At 55.5% G+C, this 15,544-nt stretch carries 16 protein-coding genes; 4 read left to right on the top strand and 12 right to left on the bottom strand.

The features are described from left to right. The first annotated feature begins 278 nt into the window (after window positions 1-278). From nirB to cysG, 4 genes are all read left to right on the top strand, one after another. Window positions 279-2,822 carry an NADPH-nitrite reductase large subunit gene (nirB, locus tag F384_RS18370; RefSeq protein ID WP_046491302.1) on the top strand — a complete coding sequence of 848 codons (2,544 nt, stop codon included), beginning with the start codon at window positions 279-281 and terminating at the stop codon, window positions 2,820-2,822. After that, on the top strand, window positions 2,819-3,148 hold the full coding sequence (gene nirD, locus F384_RS18375) for a nitrite reductase small subunit NirD (protein WP_046491304.1): 330 nt from the start codon (window positions 2,819-2,821) through the stop codon (window positions 3,146-3,148). Before nirB ends, nirD begins: the two co-directional genes overlap by 4 nt. A gap of 106 nt (window positions 3,149-3,254) precedes the next feature. Next, entirely contained in the window at window positions 3,255-4,064 is an 810-nt protein-coding gene (nirC, locus tag F384_RS18380; protein WP_042322840.1) for a nitrite transporter NirC, read from the top strand. An 11-nt stretch (window positions 4,065-4,075) separates the two neighbouring features. Next, window positions 4,076-5,449 carry a siroheme synthase CysG gene (cysG, locus tag F384_RS18385; protein WP_046491307.1) on the top strand — a complete coding sequence of 458 codons (1,374 nt, stop codon included), beginning with the start codon at window positions 4,076-4,078 and terminating at the stop codon, window positions 5,447-5,449. A 67-nt stretch (window positions 5,450-5,516) separates the two neighbouring features. On the opposite strand, the gene trpS is transcribed toward cysG, so the two are convergent. The 12 genes from trpS to F384_RS18440 form a co-directional block, all read right to left on the bottom strand. After that, the gene (gene trpS, locus F384_RS18390) at window positions 5,517-6,521 is read right to left on the bottom strand and encodes a tryptophan--tRNA ligase (protein WP_046491309.1); all 1,005 of its coding nucleotides are present in this window, start codon (window positions 6,519-6,521) and stop codon (window positions 5,517-5,519) included. Further along, window positions 6,514-7,272, bottom strand: coding sequence for a phosphoglycolate phosphatase (gph, locus tag F384_RS18395; RefSeq protein WP_046491311.1), 759 nt, complete (start codon window positions 7,270-7,272; stop codon window positions 6,514-6,516). Before gph ends, trpS begins: the two co-directional genes overlap by 8 nt. Beyond that, a complete protein-coding gene (gene rpe, locus F384_RS18400; RefSeq protein WP_046491315.1) occupies window positions 7,265-7,942 on the bottom strand; it encodes a ribulose-phosphate 3-epimerase in 678 nt (225 codons plus the stop codon). The genes gph and rpe overlap by 8 nt, the downstream gene beginning before the upstream one ends. 17 nt (window positions 7,943-7,959) lie before the next feature. Continuing rightward, entirely contained in the window at window positions 7,960-8,796 is an 837-nt protein-coding gene (gene dam, locus F384_RS18405; RefSeq protein ID WP_046491316.1) for an adenine-specific DNA-methyltransferase, read from the bottom strand. 66 nt (window positions 8,797-8,862) lie between these two features. Then, a complete protein-coding gene (gene damX, locus F384_RS18410; RefSeq protein WP_046491317.1) occupies window positions 8,863-10,146 on the bottom strand; it encodes a cell division protein DamX in 1,284 nt (427 codons plus the stop codon). A gap of 97 nt (window positions 10,147-10,243) precedes the next feature. Next, window positions 10,244-11,332, bottom strand: coding sequence for a 3-dehydroquinate synthase (aroB, locus tag F384_RS18415; protein WP_046491319.1), 1,089 nt, complete (start codon window positions 11,330-11,332; stop codon window positions 10,244-10,246). A gap of 58 nt (window positions 11,333-11,390) precedes the next feature. Next, window positions 11,391-11,912 (bottom strand): shikimate kinase AroK, encoded by a 522-nt coding sequence (gene aroK, locus F384_RS18420; RefSeq protein ID WP_042322869.1) that lies wholly within the window; start codon window positions 11,910-11,912, stop codon window positions 11,391-11,393. A 306-nt stretch (window positions 11,913-12,218) separates the two neighbouring features. Further along, window positions 12,219-13,457: a DNA uptake porin HofQ gene (gene hofQ / locus F384_RS18425; RefSeq protein WP_046491321.1), complete on the bottom strand. Its 1,239-nt coding sequence runs from the start codon at window positions 13,455-13,457 to the stop codon at window positions 12,219-12,221. Then, complete coding sequence (locus F384_RS29190; RefSeq protein ID WP_052746957.1) at window positions 13,369-13,773, bottom strand: HofP DNA utilization family protein; 405 nt, start codon at window positions 13,771-13,773, stop codon at window positions 13,369-13,371. Before F384_RS29190 ends, hofQ begins: the two co-directional genes overlap by 89 nt. Then, complete coding sequence (locus F384_RS18430) at window positions 13,763-14,221, bottom strand: hypothetical protein (RefSeq protein ID WP_046491322.1); 459 nt, start codon at window positions 14,219-14,221, stop codon at window positions 13,763-13,765. Before F384_RS18430 ends, F384_RS29190 begins: the two co-directional genes overlap by 11 nt. Continuing rightward, window positions 14,205-14,744: a PilN domain-containing protein gene (locus tag F384_RS18435; protein WP_046491323.1), complete on the bottom strand. Its 540-nt coding sequence runs from the start codon at window positions 14,742-14,744 to the stop codon at window positions 14,205-14,207. The genes F384_RS18430 and F384_RS18435 overlap by 17 nt, the downstream gene beginning before the upstream one ends. After that, a complete protein-coding gene (locus F384_RS18440; protein WP_046491324.1) occupies window positions 14,744-15,523 on the bottom strand; it encodes a hypothetical protein in 780 nt (259 codons plus the stop codon). The genes F384_RS18435 and F384_RS18440 overlap by 1 nt, the downstream gene beginning before the upstream one ends. Window positions 15,524-15,544 lie beyond the last annotated feature (21 nt).

Below are 15,544 nucleotides of genomic sequence, written 5' to 3' on the forward strand. Positions count from 1 at the left end.
GCGCAGCCGCCATCCGGCATTTTATCGATTTTCTCCCCTTCCCCGAACGATGTAGGCCACCCAATCTTTAGTGGTAGTCCTTTGTCGCCAAAAACCCTTTAATTTGTATGTTATTTGTACGATCGCGAAAAGTCTGATATTTCCACAACTTAAGAAAACGCTGTCAAATCAGCAATATACTCCTTAAGGAGTATATAAAGGTGAATTTGATTTGCATCAATAAGCGGGGTTGCTGAATCGTTAAGGTAGGCAGTAATAGAAAAGAAATCGAGGCAAAAATGAGCAAAGTCAGACTCGCTATCATCGGTAATGGTATGGTCGGCCATCGCTTTATTGAGGACCTTCTTGATAAATCCGACGCCAGCCTGTTCGATATTACTGTTTTCTGCGAAGAACCCCGCAAGGCATACGACCGTGTGCACCTGTCATCCTACTTCTCACATCACACTGCTGAAGAACTGTCTCTGGTCCGCGAAGGATTCTACGAGAAGCACGGCGTTAACGTGCTGGTCGGCGAACGCGCGATTACCATCAACCGCCAGGAAAAGGTCATTCACTCCAGCGCGGGCCGTACGGTTTACTACGATAAGCTCGTCATGGCGACCGGCTCTTATCCGTGGATCCCGCCGATTAAAGGTTCCGAAACCCAGGACTGCTTTGTTTATCGCACCATTGAAGACCTCAACGCGATTGAATCCTGCGCTCGTCGCAGTAAACGTGGTGCAGTCGTCGGCGGCGGTCTGTTAGGTCTGGAAGCCGCAGGCGCGCTGAAAAACCTCGGTGTGGAAACGCATGTGATTGAATTCGCCCCGATGCTGATGGCTGAACAGCTTGACCATATGGGCGGCGAACAGCTACGTCGCAAGATTGAAAGCATGGGCGTGCGTGTGCACACCAGCAAAAACACCCAGGAGATCGTTCAGCAAGGCACCGAAGCCCGTAAAACCATGCGTTTTGCCGACGGTAGCGAGCTGGAAGTGGATTTCATCGTCTTCTCCACCGGGATTCGCCCACGCGACAAGCTGGCGACGCAGTGTGGCCTTGAGGTCGCGCCACGCGGCGGGATCGTGATCAACGATGCCTGCCAGACGTCCGACCCGGATATCTACGCCATCGGTGAATGCGCCAGCTGGAATAACCGGGTGTACGGTCTGGTCGCGCCGGGTTACAAAATGGCGCAGGTCGCCGTTGACCATATCCTCGAAAACGAAAACGCCTTCGAAGGCGCGGATCTGAGCGCTAAGCTGAAACTGCTGGGCGTTGATGTCGGCGGTATTGGCGACGCGCATGGCCGCACACCTGGCGCACGTAGCTATGTCTATCTTGATGAAAGCAAAGAGGTCTACAAACGCCTGATCGTAAGTTCTGATAACAAAACCCTGCTCGGCGCGGTGCTGGTCGGTGACACCAGCGATTACGGAAACCTGCTGCAACTGGTGCTGAACGCCATCGAACTGCCGGAAAATCCGGATTCGCTGATCCTGCCCGCCCATGCAGGCAGCGGTAAGCCGTCTATCGGCGTGGATAAACTGCCGGACAGCGCGCAGATTTGCTCCTGTTTCGACGTCACCAAAGGCATGCTGGTCGCCGCCATCAACAAAGGTTGCCACACTGTTGCCGCGCTGAAAGCCGAAACCAAAGCCGGTACTGGCTGCGGCGGCTGCATCCCGCTGGTCACTCAGGTGCTGAACGCCGAACTGGCGAAACAGGGTATCGAAGTCAACAACAACCTGTGCGAGCACTTTGCATACTCGCGTCAGGAACTGTTCCATTTGATTCGCGTGGAAGGCATCAAAACCTTCGAGGAGCTGCTGGCGAAACACGGTAAAGGTTACGGCTGCGAAGTGTGTAAACCGACCGTGGGTTCTCTGCTGGCCTCCTGCTGGAATGAGTACGTCCTGAAACCGCAACACACGCCGTTGCAGGATACCAACGACAACTTCCTGGCAAACATCCAGAAAGACGGGACCTACTCCGTGATCCCGCGCTCTGCCGGTGGTGAAATTACCCCGGAAGGCCTGGTCGCCGTGGGTCGTATCGCCCGAGAATTTAACCTGTACACCAAAATCACCGGTTCTCAGCGTATCGGCCTGTTCGGCGCGCAGAAAGATGACCTGCCGGAAATCTGGCGTCAGCTGATTGAAGCAGGTTTCGAAACCGGTCATGCCTATGCCAAAGCGCTGCGCATGGCGAAAACCTGCGTGGGCAGCACCTGGTGCCGTTACGGCGTGGGCGACAGCGTCGGTTTCGGCGTTGAGCTGGAAAACCGCTACAAAGGCATTCGCACCCCGCACAAAATGAAGTTCGGCGTTTCCGGCTGTACCCGTGAATGTGCCGAAGCCCAGGGCAAAGACGTCGGTATCATCGCGACCGAAAAAGGCTGGAACCTGTACGTCTGCGGTAACGGCGGGATGAAACCGCGTCATGCGGATCTGCTGGCAGCGGATATCGACCGCGAAACCCTGCTCAATTATCTCGACCGTTTCATGATGTTCTACATCCGTACCGCGGACAAACTGACCCGCACCGCGCCGTGGTTAGACAATCTGGAAGGCGGTATCGAGTATCTGCGTTCCGTCATCATCGACGACAAGCTGGGCCTGAACGAACACCTGGAAGCAGAGATGGCGCGTCTGCGTGAAGCCGTGGTCTGCGAGTGGACGGAAACCGTCAACACGCCGTCTGCCCAGACGCGTTTCAGACACTTCATCAACAGCGATAAACGCGATCCGAACGTCCAGGTGGTGCCTGAACGTGAACAGCATCGTCCGGCCACACCGTACGAACGCATCCCGGTCACTCTGGTGGAGGAAAACGCATGAGCCAGTGGAAAAACATCTGCCACATTGATGACATCCTGCCCGCAACCGGCGTCTGCGCGTTGTTAGGTGAGGAACAGGTCGCCATCTTCCGTCCGTATCACAGCGACCAGGTGTTTGCGATTAGCAACATCGACCCGTTTTTTGAGTCCAGCGTGCTGTCCCGTGGGCTGATTGCGGAACATCAGGGTGAATTGTGGGTTGCCAGCCCGTTGAAAAAACAGCGCTTCCGCCTGAGCGACGGCCTGTGCATGGAGGATGAACGTCATTCCGTGGCGCACTACGAGGCGCGGGTGAAAGACGGCATTGTGCAGTTGCGCAGCGAATGAATTTCAGGGAGGCGTTGCGCCTCCCTTTTTTTCGTAGGCCGGATAAGGCATTTATGCCTTATCCGGCCTACGGTTACGTTTTTATTTTTTCATTTCAAGGATAACCATGTTCACAGATACGATTAACAAATGTGCGGCAAACGCTGCACGTATCGCACGCCTGTCGGCAAATAACCCGCTCGGCTTTTGGGTCAGTTCTGCGATGGCTGGCGCTTACGTTGGCCTCGGCATCATTCTGATTTTCACTCTCGGTAACTTACTCGACCCGTCCGTGCGCCCGCTGGTGATGGGCGCGACGTTTGGGATCGCCTTAACGCTGGTGATTATTGCCGGTTCTGAACTGTTTACCGGCCACACGATGTTCCTGACGCTTGGCGTCAAAGCGGGCACCATCAGCCAGGGGCAGATGTGGGCGATTTTACCGCAGACCTGGTTGGGTAATCTGGTCGGTTCCGTGTTCGTCGCGCTGCTGTACAGCTGGGGCGGCGGTAGCCTGCTGCCGGTCGATACCAGCATCGTACACTCGGTCGCGCTGGCGAAAACCACGGCACCGGCAATGGCACTGTTCTTCAAAGGCGCGCTGTGTAACTGGCTGGTTTGTCTGGCAATCTGGATGGCAATCCGTACCGAAGGCGCCGCGAAATTTATCGCTATCTGGTGGTGTCTTCTGGCGTTTATCGCGTCCGGCTATGAACACTCGGTTGCCAACATGACGCTGTTTGCCCTCTCCTGGTTCGGTCACCACAGCGAAGCCTATACCCTGGCGGGGATTGGTCATAACCTGCTGTGGGTAACACTCGGCAATACTTTGTCCGGTGTCGTGTTCATGGGATTAGGTTATTGGTATGCTACGCCAAAATCGGAGCGACCTGCTCCGGCAAAAATCAACCAAACTGAGGCTGCTGCCAATAATTAAGGGGTAATGTCGTGGATCATTTGCCTATATTTTGTCAACTACGTGACCGCGACTGTCTGATTGTCGGCGGTGGTGATGTCGCAGAACGCAAAGCACGTTTACTGCTGGAAGCGGGCGCTCGTTTAACGGTTAATGCGCTGGCGTTTATTCCGCAGTTCACCGTATGGGCAAATGAAAACATGTTAACGCTGGTGGAAGGGCCGTTTGATGAAGCCCTTCTCGACCCGTGCTGGCTGGCGATTGCCGCGACTGATGATGACGCGGTGAATCAGCGCGTCAGCGATGCCGCACAATCCCGTCGTATCTTCTGTAACGTCGTGGATGCCCCGAAAGCGGCCAGTTTCATCATGCCATCGATTATCGACCGTTCACCGCTGATGGTGGCGGTCTCCTCCGGCGGCACTTCACCGGTGCTGGCTCGTCTGCTGCGTGAAAAGCTGGAATCCGTATTACCTCAACATTTGGGCCAGGTCGCGCAGTACGCCGGGCAACTTCGTTCCCGGGTGAAAAAACAGTTTGCCACGATGGGCGAACGTCGCCGCTTCTGGGAAAAGCTGTTTGTTAACGACAGACTGGCGCAGTCGCTGGCTAATGCCGACCACAAAGCGGTGGAAGAAACCACTGAACAGATGCTCAGCGAGCCGTTGGATCATCGTGGTGAAGTGGTGCTGGTGGGCGCAGGTCCTGGTGATGCCGGTCTTCTGACTCTGAAAGGGCTACAGCAGATCCAGCAGGCCGATGTGGTGGTCTATGACCGCCTGGTTTCTGACGACATCATGAACCTTGTGCGCCGCGACGCCGACCGCGTATTTGTGGGTAAACGCGCGGGCTATCACTGTGTTCCGCAGGAAGAAATTAACCAAATCCTGCTGCGCGAAGCGCAACAGGGCAAACGCGTCGTCCGTCTGAAAGGCGGAGATCCCTTTATCTTTGGTCGTGGTGGCGAAGAGCTGGAAACGCTGTGCCACGCTGGCATTCCATTCTCCGTCGTACCGGGGATTACGGCAGCTTCCGGTTGTTCCGCCTACTCCGGTATTCCGCTGACTCACCGTGACTACGCCCAGAGCGTACGTCTGGTTACCGGACACCTGAAAACCGGCGGCGAACTGGACTGGGAAAACCTGGCGGCAGAGAAACAGACGCTGGTGTTCTACATGGGGCTGAATCAGGCAGCCACTATCCAGCAAAAATTGATCGAATTTGGTATGCAGGCCGATATGCCGGTTGCACTGGTTGAGAACGGCACCTCGGTGAAACAGCGGGTTGTGAACGGCGAACTGTCGCAACTGGGTGAACTGGCAACGAAAGTGGCAAGTCCGGCGCTGATCATCGTTGGCCGGGTTGTCGGACTGCGCGACAAGCTGAATTGGTATTCCAACCATTAATCAGCAGTCGATATGACAGACAAAAAAACCGGGAAAATTTTTCCCGGTTTTTTATTTCTCGCAGCCGTTACGGTTTGGCGACAAAACCAATCGCTTCGTAGACCGCTTTCAGCGTAGCAGAGGCGCGCGCGCTGGCTTTTTCCGCGCCGTCTTTCATCACCTGTTGCAGGAAAGCTTCGTCGTTGCGGAAACGATGATAACGCTCCTGCAACTCGGTCAGCATGCCGGAAACTGCATCCGCCACTTCGCCTTTCAGATGACCGTACATTTTGCCTTCGAAGCTCTGTTCCAGCTCAGGAATGCTCTTGCCGGTCACGGCAGAGAGAATATCCAGCAGGTTGGACACGCCGGGTTTCTCTTTAACGTCATAACGCACAACCGGCGGCTCTTCCGAGTCAGTCATGGCTCGTTTAAGTTTTTTAACCACCGATTTCGGATCTTCCAGCAGACCAATCACATTGTTACGGTTGTCATCCGACTTGGACATTTTCTTGGTCGGATCGAGCAGTGACATGACGCGGGCACCTGATTTTGGAATAAACGGCTCAGGGATTTTGAAGATGTCGCCATATAACGCGTTAAAACGCTGGGCGACATCACGGCTCAGTTCCAGGTGCTGTTTCTGGTCTTCACCGACAGGCACCTGATTAGTCTGATACAGCAGAATGTCTGCGGCCATTAGCACCGGGTAATCAAACAAACCGGCAGTGATGTTCTCTGAATAGCGAGCCGACTTATCTTTAAACTGAGTCATGCGTCCCAGTTCACCGAAGTAGGTGTAGCAGTTCAGCACCCAGCTCAGTTGCGCATGTTCAGGTACATGGGACTGAACGAAAATGGTGCTTTTTTCAGGATCGATGCCGCACGCGAGGTAGAGCGCCAGCGTATCCAGCGTCGCTTTACGCAGTTGCTGGGGATCCTGGCGAACGGTGATGGCATGCTGGTCAACGATGCAATAGATGCAATGGTAGTCATCCTGCATGTTCACCCACTGACGCAGTGCACCCATGTAGTTGCCAATGGTCAATTCACCTGAGGGCTGTGCGCCACTAAAAACGATGGGCTTAGTCATTTTTCGATTCCTGATTTTCGCTATGCGGAAGCCCGAGTGCGGGCAGTAGTTCACTGATGCGGTCGTACATGACGTCTGGCTGGCTCAGCGCGATCGGTTCACCGTAGTTGTAGCCATAGGTGAGGCCAACGGACGGGCAGCCAGCGGCTTTTGCCGCCTGAATATCATTACGCGAATCCCCGACGAAGAGCAATTGCTCCGGCGCAATGCCGAGCTTACTTGCCACCAGCAGCAGGGGATCCGGATGGGGTTTTTTGTTCTGGACGTCGTCACCGCCGATGACCACGCTAAAATATTTGCCAATATCCAGCGCATCGAGCAATGGCGCAACAAATGGCGTCGGCTTGTTGGTTACCAGACCGAGCGGCAACCCTTTGGCATGCAGCGCGCCCAGCGTATCGGCGACATCAGGGAACAGGAACGTCCCCTCTTCGGCCACATCCCCGTAGTAGCGGTCAAACAGCTTACGCAGAATACGGACCTGCTCCTCGGCGGGAATATCATCATCGACCGGCGGTTTGCCCATCGTTTTACGTAATGTGGCACGCTCCTGACGAGACCAGGTTAACGCACGCTCCATCAATACATCAGCACCGTTACCAATCCAGGTAATAACGCGCTCTTCACCGGCAACCGGCAGCTCCAGCGCGTACAGCGCCATATCCACTGCGGCGCTCAATCCCGGCGCGCTGTCCACCAGCGTACCGTCGAGGTCGAAGGCGACGCCCCGAATATCCTGCAATTTATCCATGACTTACCTTTGCCAGTTCGCTGCGCATATCATCAATGACTTTTTTGTAGTCTGGATTATCGAAGACCGCGGAACCGGCGACAAACATGTCAGCCCCCGCAGCGGCGATTTCACCGATGTTGCTCGCTTTCACACCGCCATCCACTTCGAGGCGAATGTCGTAGCCCGACTCGTCAATGCGACGACGGACTTCGCGCAGTTTGTCCAGCGTTTGCGGTATGAAGGACTGACCGCCAAAGCCCGGGTTGACGGACATCAGCAGGATCACATCCAGTTTGTCCATCACATAGTCCAGATAGCTCAACGGCGTCGCCGGATTAAAGACCAGCCCGGCCTTACAGCCGTGCTCTTTAATCAGTTGCAGCGAGCGGTCAACGTGTTCGGAGGCTTCCGGGTGAAAAGTAATGATGCTGGCGCCTGCGGCGGCGAAATCCGGGATGATTCGGTCGACCGGTTTCACCATCAGATGCACATCAATGGGGGCCGTAATACCGTATTTACGCAGGGATTTCAGGACCATCGGCCCCATGGTCAGATTCGGCACATAGTGGTTGTCCATGACGTCAAAATGCACGACGTCACCACCGGCAGCCAGCGCTTTCGCGGTGTCCTCACCCAGGCGAGCAAAATCAGCCGACAGGATTGAGGGGGCAATCAAATACTGTTTCATCCGCTTCTCCTTGAGAATTATTTATTCGCAGGCGTTGCAACTCCTGGTTTGTACAGAGCCAGTAGTTCGTCCACCTTTTTACGTGTGCCGCCGTTGCTGCTTATACTGCGCCGCACTTTGACCTGAAAATGTTCCGCCGCTTTGTACCATTCGCGGGTATCCGGGGTGTCATGGTTCGAAATTAACACTGGGATCCGCTTACTGACCAGCTTTTCGGCCATCTTCGCCAGATGGGCCTGCTCTTTCGGGCTGAAGCTGTTGGTATGATACGCGGTGAAATTCGCCGTCGCTGACAGCGGGGCGTAGGGCGGATCGCAATAGACAACCGAGTTCGCATCCGCACGATCCATGCACTCATCATATGAGAGGCAGTGGAATTCCGCATTCTGCGCTTTTTCCGCAAAGTGATACAACTCAGCTTCCGGGAAGTAAGGCTTTTTGTAACGTCCAAACGGCACGTTAAACTCGCCGCGCAGATTATACCGGCACAGGCCGTTGTAACCATATCGGTTCAGATACAGGAACAGAACCGCACGACGGAAAAGATCCTGGCTGGCGTTGAACTCTTCGCGGAACTGGTAGTAAACCTCAGCCTGATTGGTCTCTGGGCTAAACAACTCACGGGAAGCCTGCACGTACTCGTCGGTACGGGTCTTCACGATCTTATAGAGACTGATAAGATCGCTGTTGATATCGGCAAGAATATAACGAGAAAAGTCGGTGTTAAGAAACACCGACCCTGCACCCACAAAGGGTTCGACCAGGCATTCACCCTGCGGTAAATGCCGTTTGATGTCGTCAAGCAGGGGGTATTTCCCCCCTGCCCACTTCAGAAAAGCGCGATTTTTTTTCATGCTGACTAACTAATTACACCTTCTCCGGCTGTGGAGAAAGCTCCGACAGCATCCTGCGCTTTAACATTATTTCAGATCGGCCTGTACCTGATGCAACGGTTTGGCCCACGGATTTTTTGCCTGCACATCGGCTGGCAGCGTGGAAACGGCACGTTTCGCATCTTCTTTCGAGGCATACACGCCAGACACCAGAACATACCACGGTTGACCGTTACGCGTCGTCTGATACACCACATAGTTCTTCAGATTCTCTTTCTTCGCCCAACCGTTCAGGTTGTCGTAGTTAGAAGAGCTGCTGAGCTGCAGGGTGTAATGGCTGGACGGTGCGGACTTCAGCGACCCGACGTTACCGGCGCTTTTGCCTGCCGCTGCGCTACTCGCCGCTGGTGCAGTCTGAGCAGGCGCTGCCGTTTGTGCTGGCGCAGTCGTCTGTGCCGGAGCGGTGTTGACCGTCGCTTTCGGTGCTGCGGTGGCTGCAGGCGCTACGGGTTCGGTTCGTTTAGGCTGGGCTGTCGGCTTCGGCTCCGCTGGCGTCGCTTTCGCGGTCGTCTGCGGTTTCTTCGGCTCAATCACAACCTGCTTACGCTCCGGACGCGTGGTGGCCGGACGCTCGCTGCCAGGCGTCGCAGCCGTTTGGCTCGGCGCATTACCATTACGCACTGGCGCAACGGTCGCAGGTTCAGTAGGCAGTGTGGAGTTCGCCACCACATTATTCACCTGTTCCTGGCCCTGCGGCTGCGTCAGCGCATTATTCAGATCGCCCTGCACTTCTACACGCTGTTGACCGTCTGCGGTCGCAGGCGTTTGTCCCTGCGTCGGCGTGGAGGAGATTGGCGGCAAAGAAACATCCTGCGGCGTGCTGCCTGCAGTCTGTTCAGCGGAGGTATTTCCCGGCGCCGGTTGGGCGCCGTTTGCCTGGTCAGCGGCATTGCCGGAGAGATCGATATTCTTCTCGCCAGACGCCGTTTGTGCGTCTGAAGACGGGGTGGAAGGCGCTTTCAGCGCGGAGCCAATACCGATGATCAGCAGCAACAGAACCAGCACGCCCACGCCCATCATCATGTACTGGCGGGAAGCGGGTTTACTGGCGGCTTTTTTACGCTTACGCGGACGGCGCTCTACGCGCTCCTCATCCACGAGTTCTTCATCATCGGAATCGTAATCTTCTTCCCTCTCTTGCTCATCAAGGCGTTCTTTACGCCCGCGTGCAGGACGGCGATCGTCAGCATCCAGATCAACATCATCAAAGTTGATCTGTGGTTCACCGCGTTCTGAAGATTGACGAGAACGACCAGTACGACGATCGCTGGGATCGGGTTTCAGCTCGTCTTCTGGTTTGAATTCATCCATTTAACACCCCACTCAAAGGCTAATGCTTACGACGTTGCAACTAACCTGAATCTAAATGGCCGATACGTGATCCGTATCAGTCCGTCCTTTCTTGTTGTTACGCTTGCTGGCAATCAGCGATAGCGTTAAGAACTACCTCGTGCGACACTCCGCCGCGTACTTCACTCTTCCCTATTGCCAGCGGAAGGACTAAGCGCATTTCTCCCGCCAACACTTTTTTATCACGCAGCATGTGCGGCAGGTAAGCCTGCGCAGACATCTCGCGCGGTCCGTGAACCGGCAAACCGGCACGTTTGAGTAACGTGATGATGCGCTGCGTATCGTCTGGCGCAAACTGCCCCAGACGTTCCGACGTGCGCGCCGCCATTACCATGCCTGCTGCGACCGCTTCACCATGTAACCAATTGCCATAACCCATTTCAGCTTCAATGGCATGACCGTACGTATGCCCAAGATTCAGTAAAGCACGTAAGCCGGTTTCGCGCTCGTCTGCGGCAACAACTTCGGCTTTCAGCTCACAACAACGACGAATACACCAGGCCATTGCCGGTCCATCCAGACGCAATAACGCATCCAGATTCTCCTCCAGCCAGTTAAAGAATTCGCCATCAAGAATAATGCCGTACTTGATCACTTCCGCCAGACCGGACGCCAGTTCGCGAGCAGGCAGTGTTTTCAGACAGTCGAGATCCACCACCACGGAGGCCGGCTGGTAAAACGCGCCAATCATGTTTTTGCCGAGGGGATGGTTTACTGCGGTTTTACCGCCAACGGAGGAGTCGACCTGCGACAGAAGCGTCGTCGGGACCTGGATGAAGCGAACACCGCGCTGATAGCTGGCAGCGGCAAAACCGGTCAGGTCGCCAATGACACCGCCGCCAAGTGCGACCAGCGTCGTATCACGACCGTGCGGTTTTTGCAGTAAGGCGGTGAATACCGTATCCAGCACCGTCAGGCTCTTGTACTGCTCGCCGTCAGGCAGGATGACGCTATCAACGTTCACCCCCGCGTGTTCAAGTACGCTGCAAATCTTATCAAGATAAAGGGGAGCCAGGGTTTCGTTGGTGACCAACATAACCTGATCGCCCGATTTCAGCGGTAAGAATGAAGCTGGTTCGTTAAACAAACCAGCCGCGATGGTGATAGGGTAACTACGTTCCCCGAGAGTGACGGTAATCCTCTCCATGACGCGACATCCACCTTAATGACTTATACCCGCTTACCGAGTGTGTATTAAGCCAGAATCAGTTGCTTTCCAGCATATGAATAATCTGGTTTGCAACGACTTTGGCGCTCTGATCATCGGTACGAATGGTTACGTCGGCAATCTCTTCATACAGCGGATTGCGTTCGTCGGCCAACGCTTCCAGAACTTCACGAGGCGGTGCTTCTACCTGCAACAGCGGACGTTTTTTATCGCGCTGTGTACGCGCAAGTTGTTTTTCGATGGTCGTTTCGAGATACACCACGACGCCACGCGCGGAAAGACGATTACGGGTTTCACGCGATTTTACAGAGCCACCGCCGGTAGCCAGCACAATACCCTGTTTTTCCGTCAATTCGTTGATGACTTTCTCTTCACGATCGCGGAAGCCGTCTTCACCTTCTACGTCGAAGACCCAGCCCACATCAGCTCCGGTTCGTTTCTCAATCTCTTGATCAGAATCGTAAAATTCCATATTGAGTTGTTGAGCTAACTGGCGCCCAATAGTGCTTTTTCCGGCACCCATAGGCCCAACCAGAAAGATATTGCGTTTCTCTGCCATTTTTTCGGTACTACTAAGACTATTCGTTAATGATAAACCCGCGTCGCAGACACTGAGCGCAGCAGGACATGAACTGAAACCTCATAAGATATTGCGAGAGTCAGACTGAAAATTATCTCAATACTCAAGCAGGTTTGGCAACTGAATAAATCATCAAACCAGATTGTAGGCAATCCGAGTCGGCATTGCCGGACGGCGATGAGAAGTACCGACTCTCAAATCGGTACTCCTTGTATGCTAAATAGCTGCGTACGTCAAATCCCTGAAACGAGTTAAGTGCAAAAACAACGGTGTTTCATGCATAAATCATTCTGTCGAGACCAATCTGGGCGTAATAAATACCACCAGCTCGCGACGCTCACTTTCTTTCCCGTCATGACGAAAGAGTTGTCCAAACCAGGGGATGTCACCTAACAGCGGAATACTGTCTTTACCGGTTTTATTCTTGTTTGAAAAAATGCCGCCCAGCGCCAGCGTCTCTCCGCTTTTCACCTCGACCTGTGTTTCAATCTCCTGCTTATCGATTGCCAGTACTTCACCGTCTGCCTGTTGCAGCACCTGCCCCGGCATGTTCTGGCTGATGCGCAACTTCAGGCGGATCCGCCCCTTCGGTAAAACCGTCGGGGTGACTTCCATCCCAAGTACGGCTTCTTTAAATTCAACCGACGTTGCGCCGCTTTCGCCGCTGGAAACCTGATAGGGGATCTCACTCCCCTGCTTGATACTCGCAGGCTGTAGATGGGAAGCCAGCAGACGCGGGCTGGCGATAATGTCGAGCTGCTGCTGTTGCTCCAGCGCGGACAGTTCCAGATCCAGCAGCCGACCATTAATACGACCAATATTAAACCCGATGCGGGTGGTGGCATTTGCAACCGAGAGATCGCTGGCTATCGTCGTCACTTGTCCCACGGCACCGGTCTTCGTTGCATCTGCCAGCGTCCATTTCACCCCCAGCTCACGCAGGCTTTTTTCATTAATGGTCACGATATGCGCCGCCAGCTCAACCTGTTCTATCGGGAGGTCCATTTGCGCCACCCACTGTTCCATCAGTGCCAGCGTCGGCGGGTTGTCCCTGACCAGCAACCGGTTAGTACGCTTATCCACCGTAAGACTGCCTTTGGCACTCAACAGTTTGCCCCCCGCTTTCGCCAGTTCAGTGGCATCGGCGTAATGCAGGGCAATGTGCCGACTTTCCAGCGGTAAATTCGCCTGACGTCGTGCGATCTCCGCCTCCTGCCGCGCCGCCTCTTCGCTCTGCCAGCTCTCGGAATGCACATGCAAAACCGAGCCTTCCTGACGCAGTACCAGTCCGGCGCTCTTCACCACCGTCTGGAGCGCTAGTTTCCACGGGACGTCTGTCAGATGCAGTGACACCACGCCGCTGACGTCTGGCGATACCACGAGGTTTTTCCGCTCCTGTTCGGCCAGCGCCTGAAGTACCTGCGTGACGGGAACGTCATCCACCACCAGCGTCACGTTCTGCGTTTTTCCGGCCAGAGCCGACTGCAGGACGGCTATCAACGCCACCAGTATCCATTGCTTCATTAACCTCTCCTTGTCTTTGCCACTGCCACTGGGGCGGGTCACACTCTTTACCCGTGCTCACAGTCAACGTTAGGGCGGTGAGTTGCACGACTGTCCAGCCGTTATCCAGAACTTCATGATGCTCGACACGCCACCAGCGGTGCTGCCCGTCCTGCAACAGGCCAATGTTGCGCTCACCCCGGCTCACCATCCCCTGATATCGCCATTGGGCCAGTTCTGCGCCATGACAACGATCGTCTGGTTGGCGAAATGGATCGCGCATGCCGGTCAGCATCAGCAATGAAAAGGCCACCAGCAGCCCGTCCCTAACCCTCATGGAAAGACTCCAGAGTGAGCGTCAACACCCGTTCGTCATTTTCCGCCTTCAGCGAGAATCCACTCACTGACATGCCTCGCGTCGCCAGATAACCAAATAACGACACCACCGCCTCCCACGGCGCCTGCACCGCAAGTTCACCCCCCTGCGCCGACGGCTGCCAGTGCAGCAACTGCACATTCGGCACCTGAATCGAGAGGGGGGAAAACGGCGGCGTTTGCGGTGTCGATGAAACCTGCGACTCTGTCAGCGCGCCGGAGAGGTGATACAGCGTTGGCCTGATCTGGCGGTTCGCCGCCCGTTGCAGGTTAAGCGCATCATCGCCGTCCATTCCCGGAAAGTGCAGAAAAAACGTTGCGAGCGCACTTAGCGCAGCTACCCAACTTAACCAGCAGACAACGCGGGTGCGAGGCGAGAAGGCACACCAGACGTCAAAGAGAATGGTCATGCACTTCTCTCCATTTCAGCCGGTACTGAAACTGCCAGTACCCCTGCGCATCACGCAGGGTGGCACCGGTGTGGTTTATCTCAAACACCGGCGAGTCGCGCAGGGTGGTTTCCAGCGCACTGAGCGCAGAAAAGGTGAGCGCTTTTCCGCTGAGCGCCAGCGTGCTCTGCTGGTAGTCCATGCTGGTCAGCCAGACCTGCGCGGGTAAGCTTAACGCAAGGTTTTCCAGCGCCGACTGCCAGCGACGGGTCTGCTCTCGCAATCTGTCTCGTTGAATGGTCTGCTGCGCCTGACGTTGACGCACCTCTAGCCGGGGCTTCACGGTCGTCAGTGCTGTGGCGAGTTTCTGCTCCGCACGTAGTAAGACCCCATTCACCCGCCCGTCCATGCTGCGAACGGCGTATCCGCTCAGCATTAGCGCCAGCGCAATCGCTGCGGATGCGCTGAACAGCCCGCTCCACAAACGCAGACAGGCACCACGTCGCTGTTGTCGCCAGGGCAAAAAATTGACAGGGGATTGCATCAGCGCATTCCCCCCAACGCCAGTCCCAGCGCAACGGCGAAAGCGTGACCTTCCACGGGCACGGGAGGTTGACGAATTGAAACCGCCTGCCAGGGGTCAAACCCCTCTTTTGCGCAGAGCGCCACCTCTTCGGAGCGGAGGGAAAGCGCAGCGGCCAGGTCGTGAATATGGGTGATTTCTGTCAGCGACTTTCGTCCCCAGGCGTTACGCGTCGCCCACAACCACTGCGTGTCATCGCGCCACGCCAGGCAGGGCTGTTCCGGGGAAAGAAAAGGCAGCAGACGCTGCAAGGCGCAGGCATCCGGCGTGATCGCCGTGACGTCTATGCCAAGTGTTTTCGCCAGCGTCAACAGGCCTGAAATCTCTTTGTCCTGGGCGGCGGTAACCGTATAGGCCGGGACGAGCGCATCTTCACTATAATCAAATCGCAGTGCAGCCGATTCCATGTCCAGTTCACGCGCCATCGACCCGGTCAGCCAGGCGGTTTGTTCGCGCTCGCGAAGTGACATTGACGGGCGGGGAAAGCGTTTTTGCCGCGTCCGACTCGCGGGAAAAGAGAGGTGAATATGGTGGCGTTGCGGCAGCTCGCGACTCCACGGTTGTAACACCGCCACAAGCTGTTCGGCGTCGTGGAAATGCCCGTCGTTGATCGTCGGTTTCGCCAGCGGCAAACGCCACCAGCGCTGTAGATACCAGCCCGACGCGCCGCGAACAACGGCAACCGCCAGGACCTCCTGTGGCTGAATGTGCAGGCCGACTTGCCAGAATCTGAAAGCCATTGCTGATGATCTCCTTATCAC

The organism is Citrobacter amalonaticus Y19, from assembly GCF_000981805.1.
Lineage (GTDB): Bacteria > Pseudomonadota > Gammaproteobacteria > Enterobacterales > Enterobacteriaceae > Citrobacter_A > Citrobacter_A amalonaticus_C.

Bases quoted from the DNA above. Each gene is read 5' to 3' on its own strand.
- nirB (WP_046491302.1), top strand. From the start codon at position 279: ATGAGCAAAGTCAGACTCGCTATCATCGGTAATGGTATGGTCGGCCAT.
- nirD (WP_046491304.1), top strand. From the start codon at position 2,819: ATGAGCCAGTGGAAAAACATCTGCCACATTGATGACATCCTGCCCGCA.
- nirC (WP_042322840.1), top strand. From the start codon at position 3,255: ATGTTCACAGATACGATTAACAAATGTGCGGCAAACGCTGCACGTATC.
- trpS (WP_046491309.1), bottom strand. From the start codon at position 6,521: ATGACTAAGCCCATCGTTTTTAGTGGCGCACAGCCCTCAGGTGAATTG.
- gph (WP_046491311.1), bottom strand. From the start codon at position 7,272: ATGGATAAATTGCAGGATATTCGGGGCGTCGCCTTCGACCTCGACGGT.
- rpe (WP_046491315.1), bottom strand. From the start codon at position 7,942: ATGAAACAGTATTTGATTGCCCCCTCAATCCTGTCGGCTGATTTTGCT.
- dam (WP_046491316.1), bottom strand. From the start codon at position 8,796: ATGAAAAAAAATCGCGCTTTTCTGAAGTGGGCAGGGGGGAAATACCCC.
- damX (WP_046491317.1), bottom strand. From the start codon at position 10,146: ATGGATGAATTCAAACCAGAAGACGAGCTGAAACCCGATCCCAGCGAT.
- aroB (WP_046491319.1), bottom strand. From the start codon at position 11,332: ATGGAGAGGATTACCGTCACTCTCGGGGAACGTAGTTACCCTATCACC.
- aroK (WP_042322869.1), bottom strand. From the start codon at position 11,912: ATGGCAGAGAAACGCAATATCTTTCTGGTTGGGCCTATGGGTGCCGGA.
- hofQ (WP_046491321.1), bottom strand. From the start codon at position 13,457: ATGAAGCAATGGATACTGGTGGCGTTGATAGCCGTCCTGCAGTCGGCT.
- F384_RS29190 (WP_052746957.1), bottom strand. From the start codon at position 13,773: ATGAGGGTTAGGGACGGGCTGCTGGTGGCCTTTTCATTGCTGATGCTG.
- F384_RS18430 (WP_046491322.1), bottom strand. From the start codon at position 14,221: ATGACCATTCTCTTTGACGTCTGGTGTGCCTTCTCGCCTCGCACCCGC.
- F384_RS18435 (WP_046491323.1), bottom strand. From the start codon at position 14,744: ATGCAATCCCCTGTCAATTTTTTGCCCTGGCGACAACAGCGACGTGGT.
- F384_RS18440 (WP_046491324.1), bottom strand. From the start codon at position 15,523: ATGGCTTTCAGATTCTGGCAAGTCGGCCTGCACATTCAGCCACAGGAG.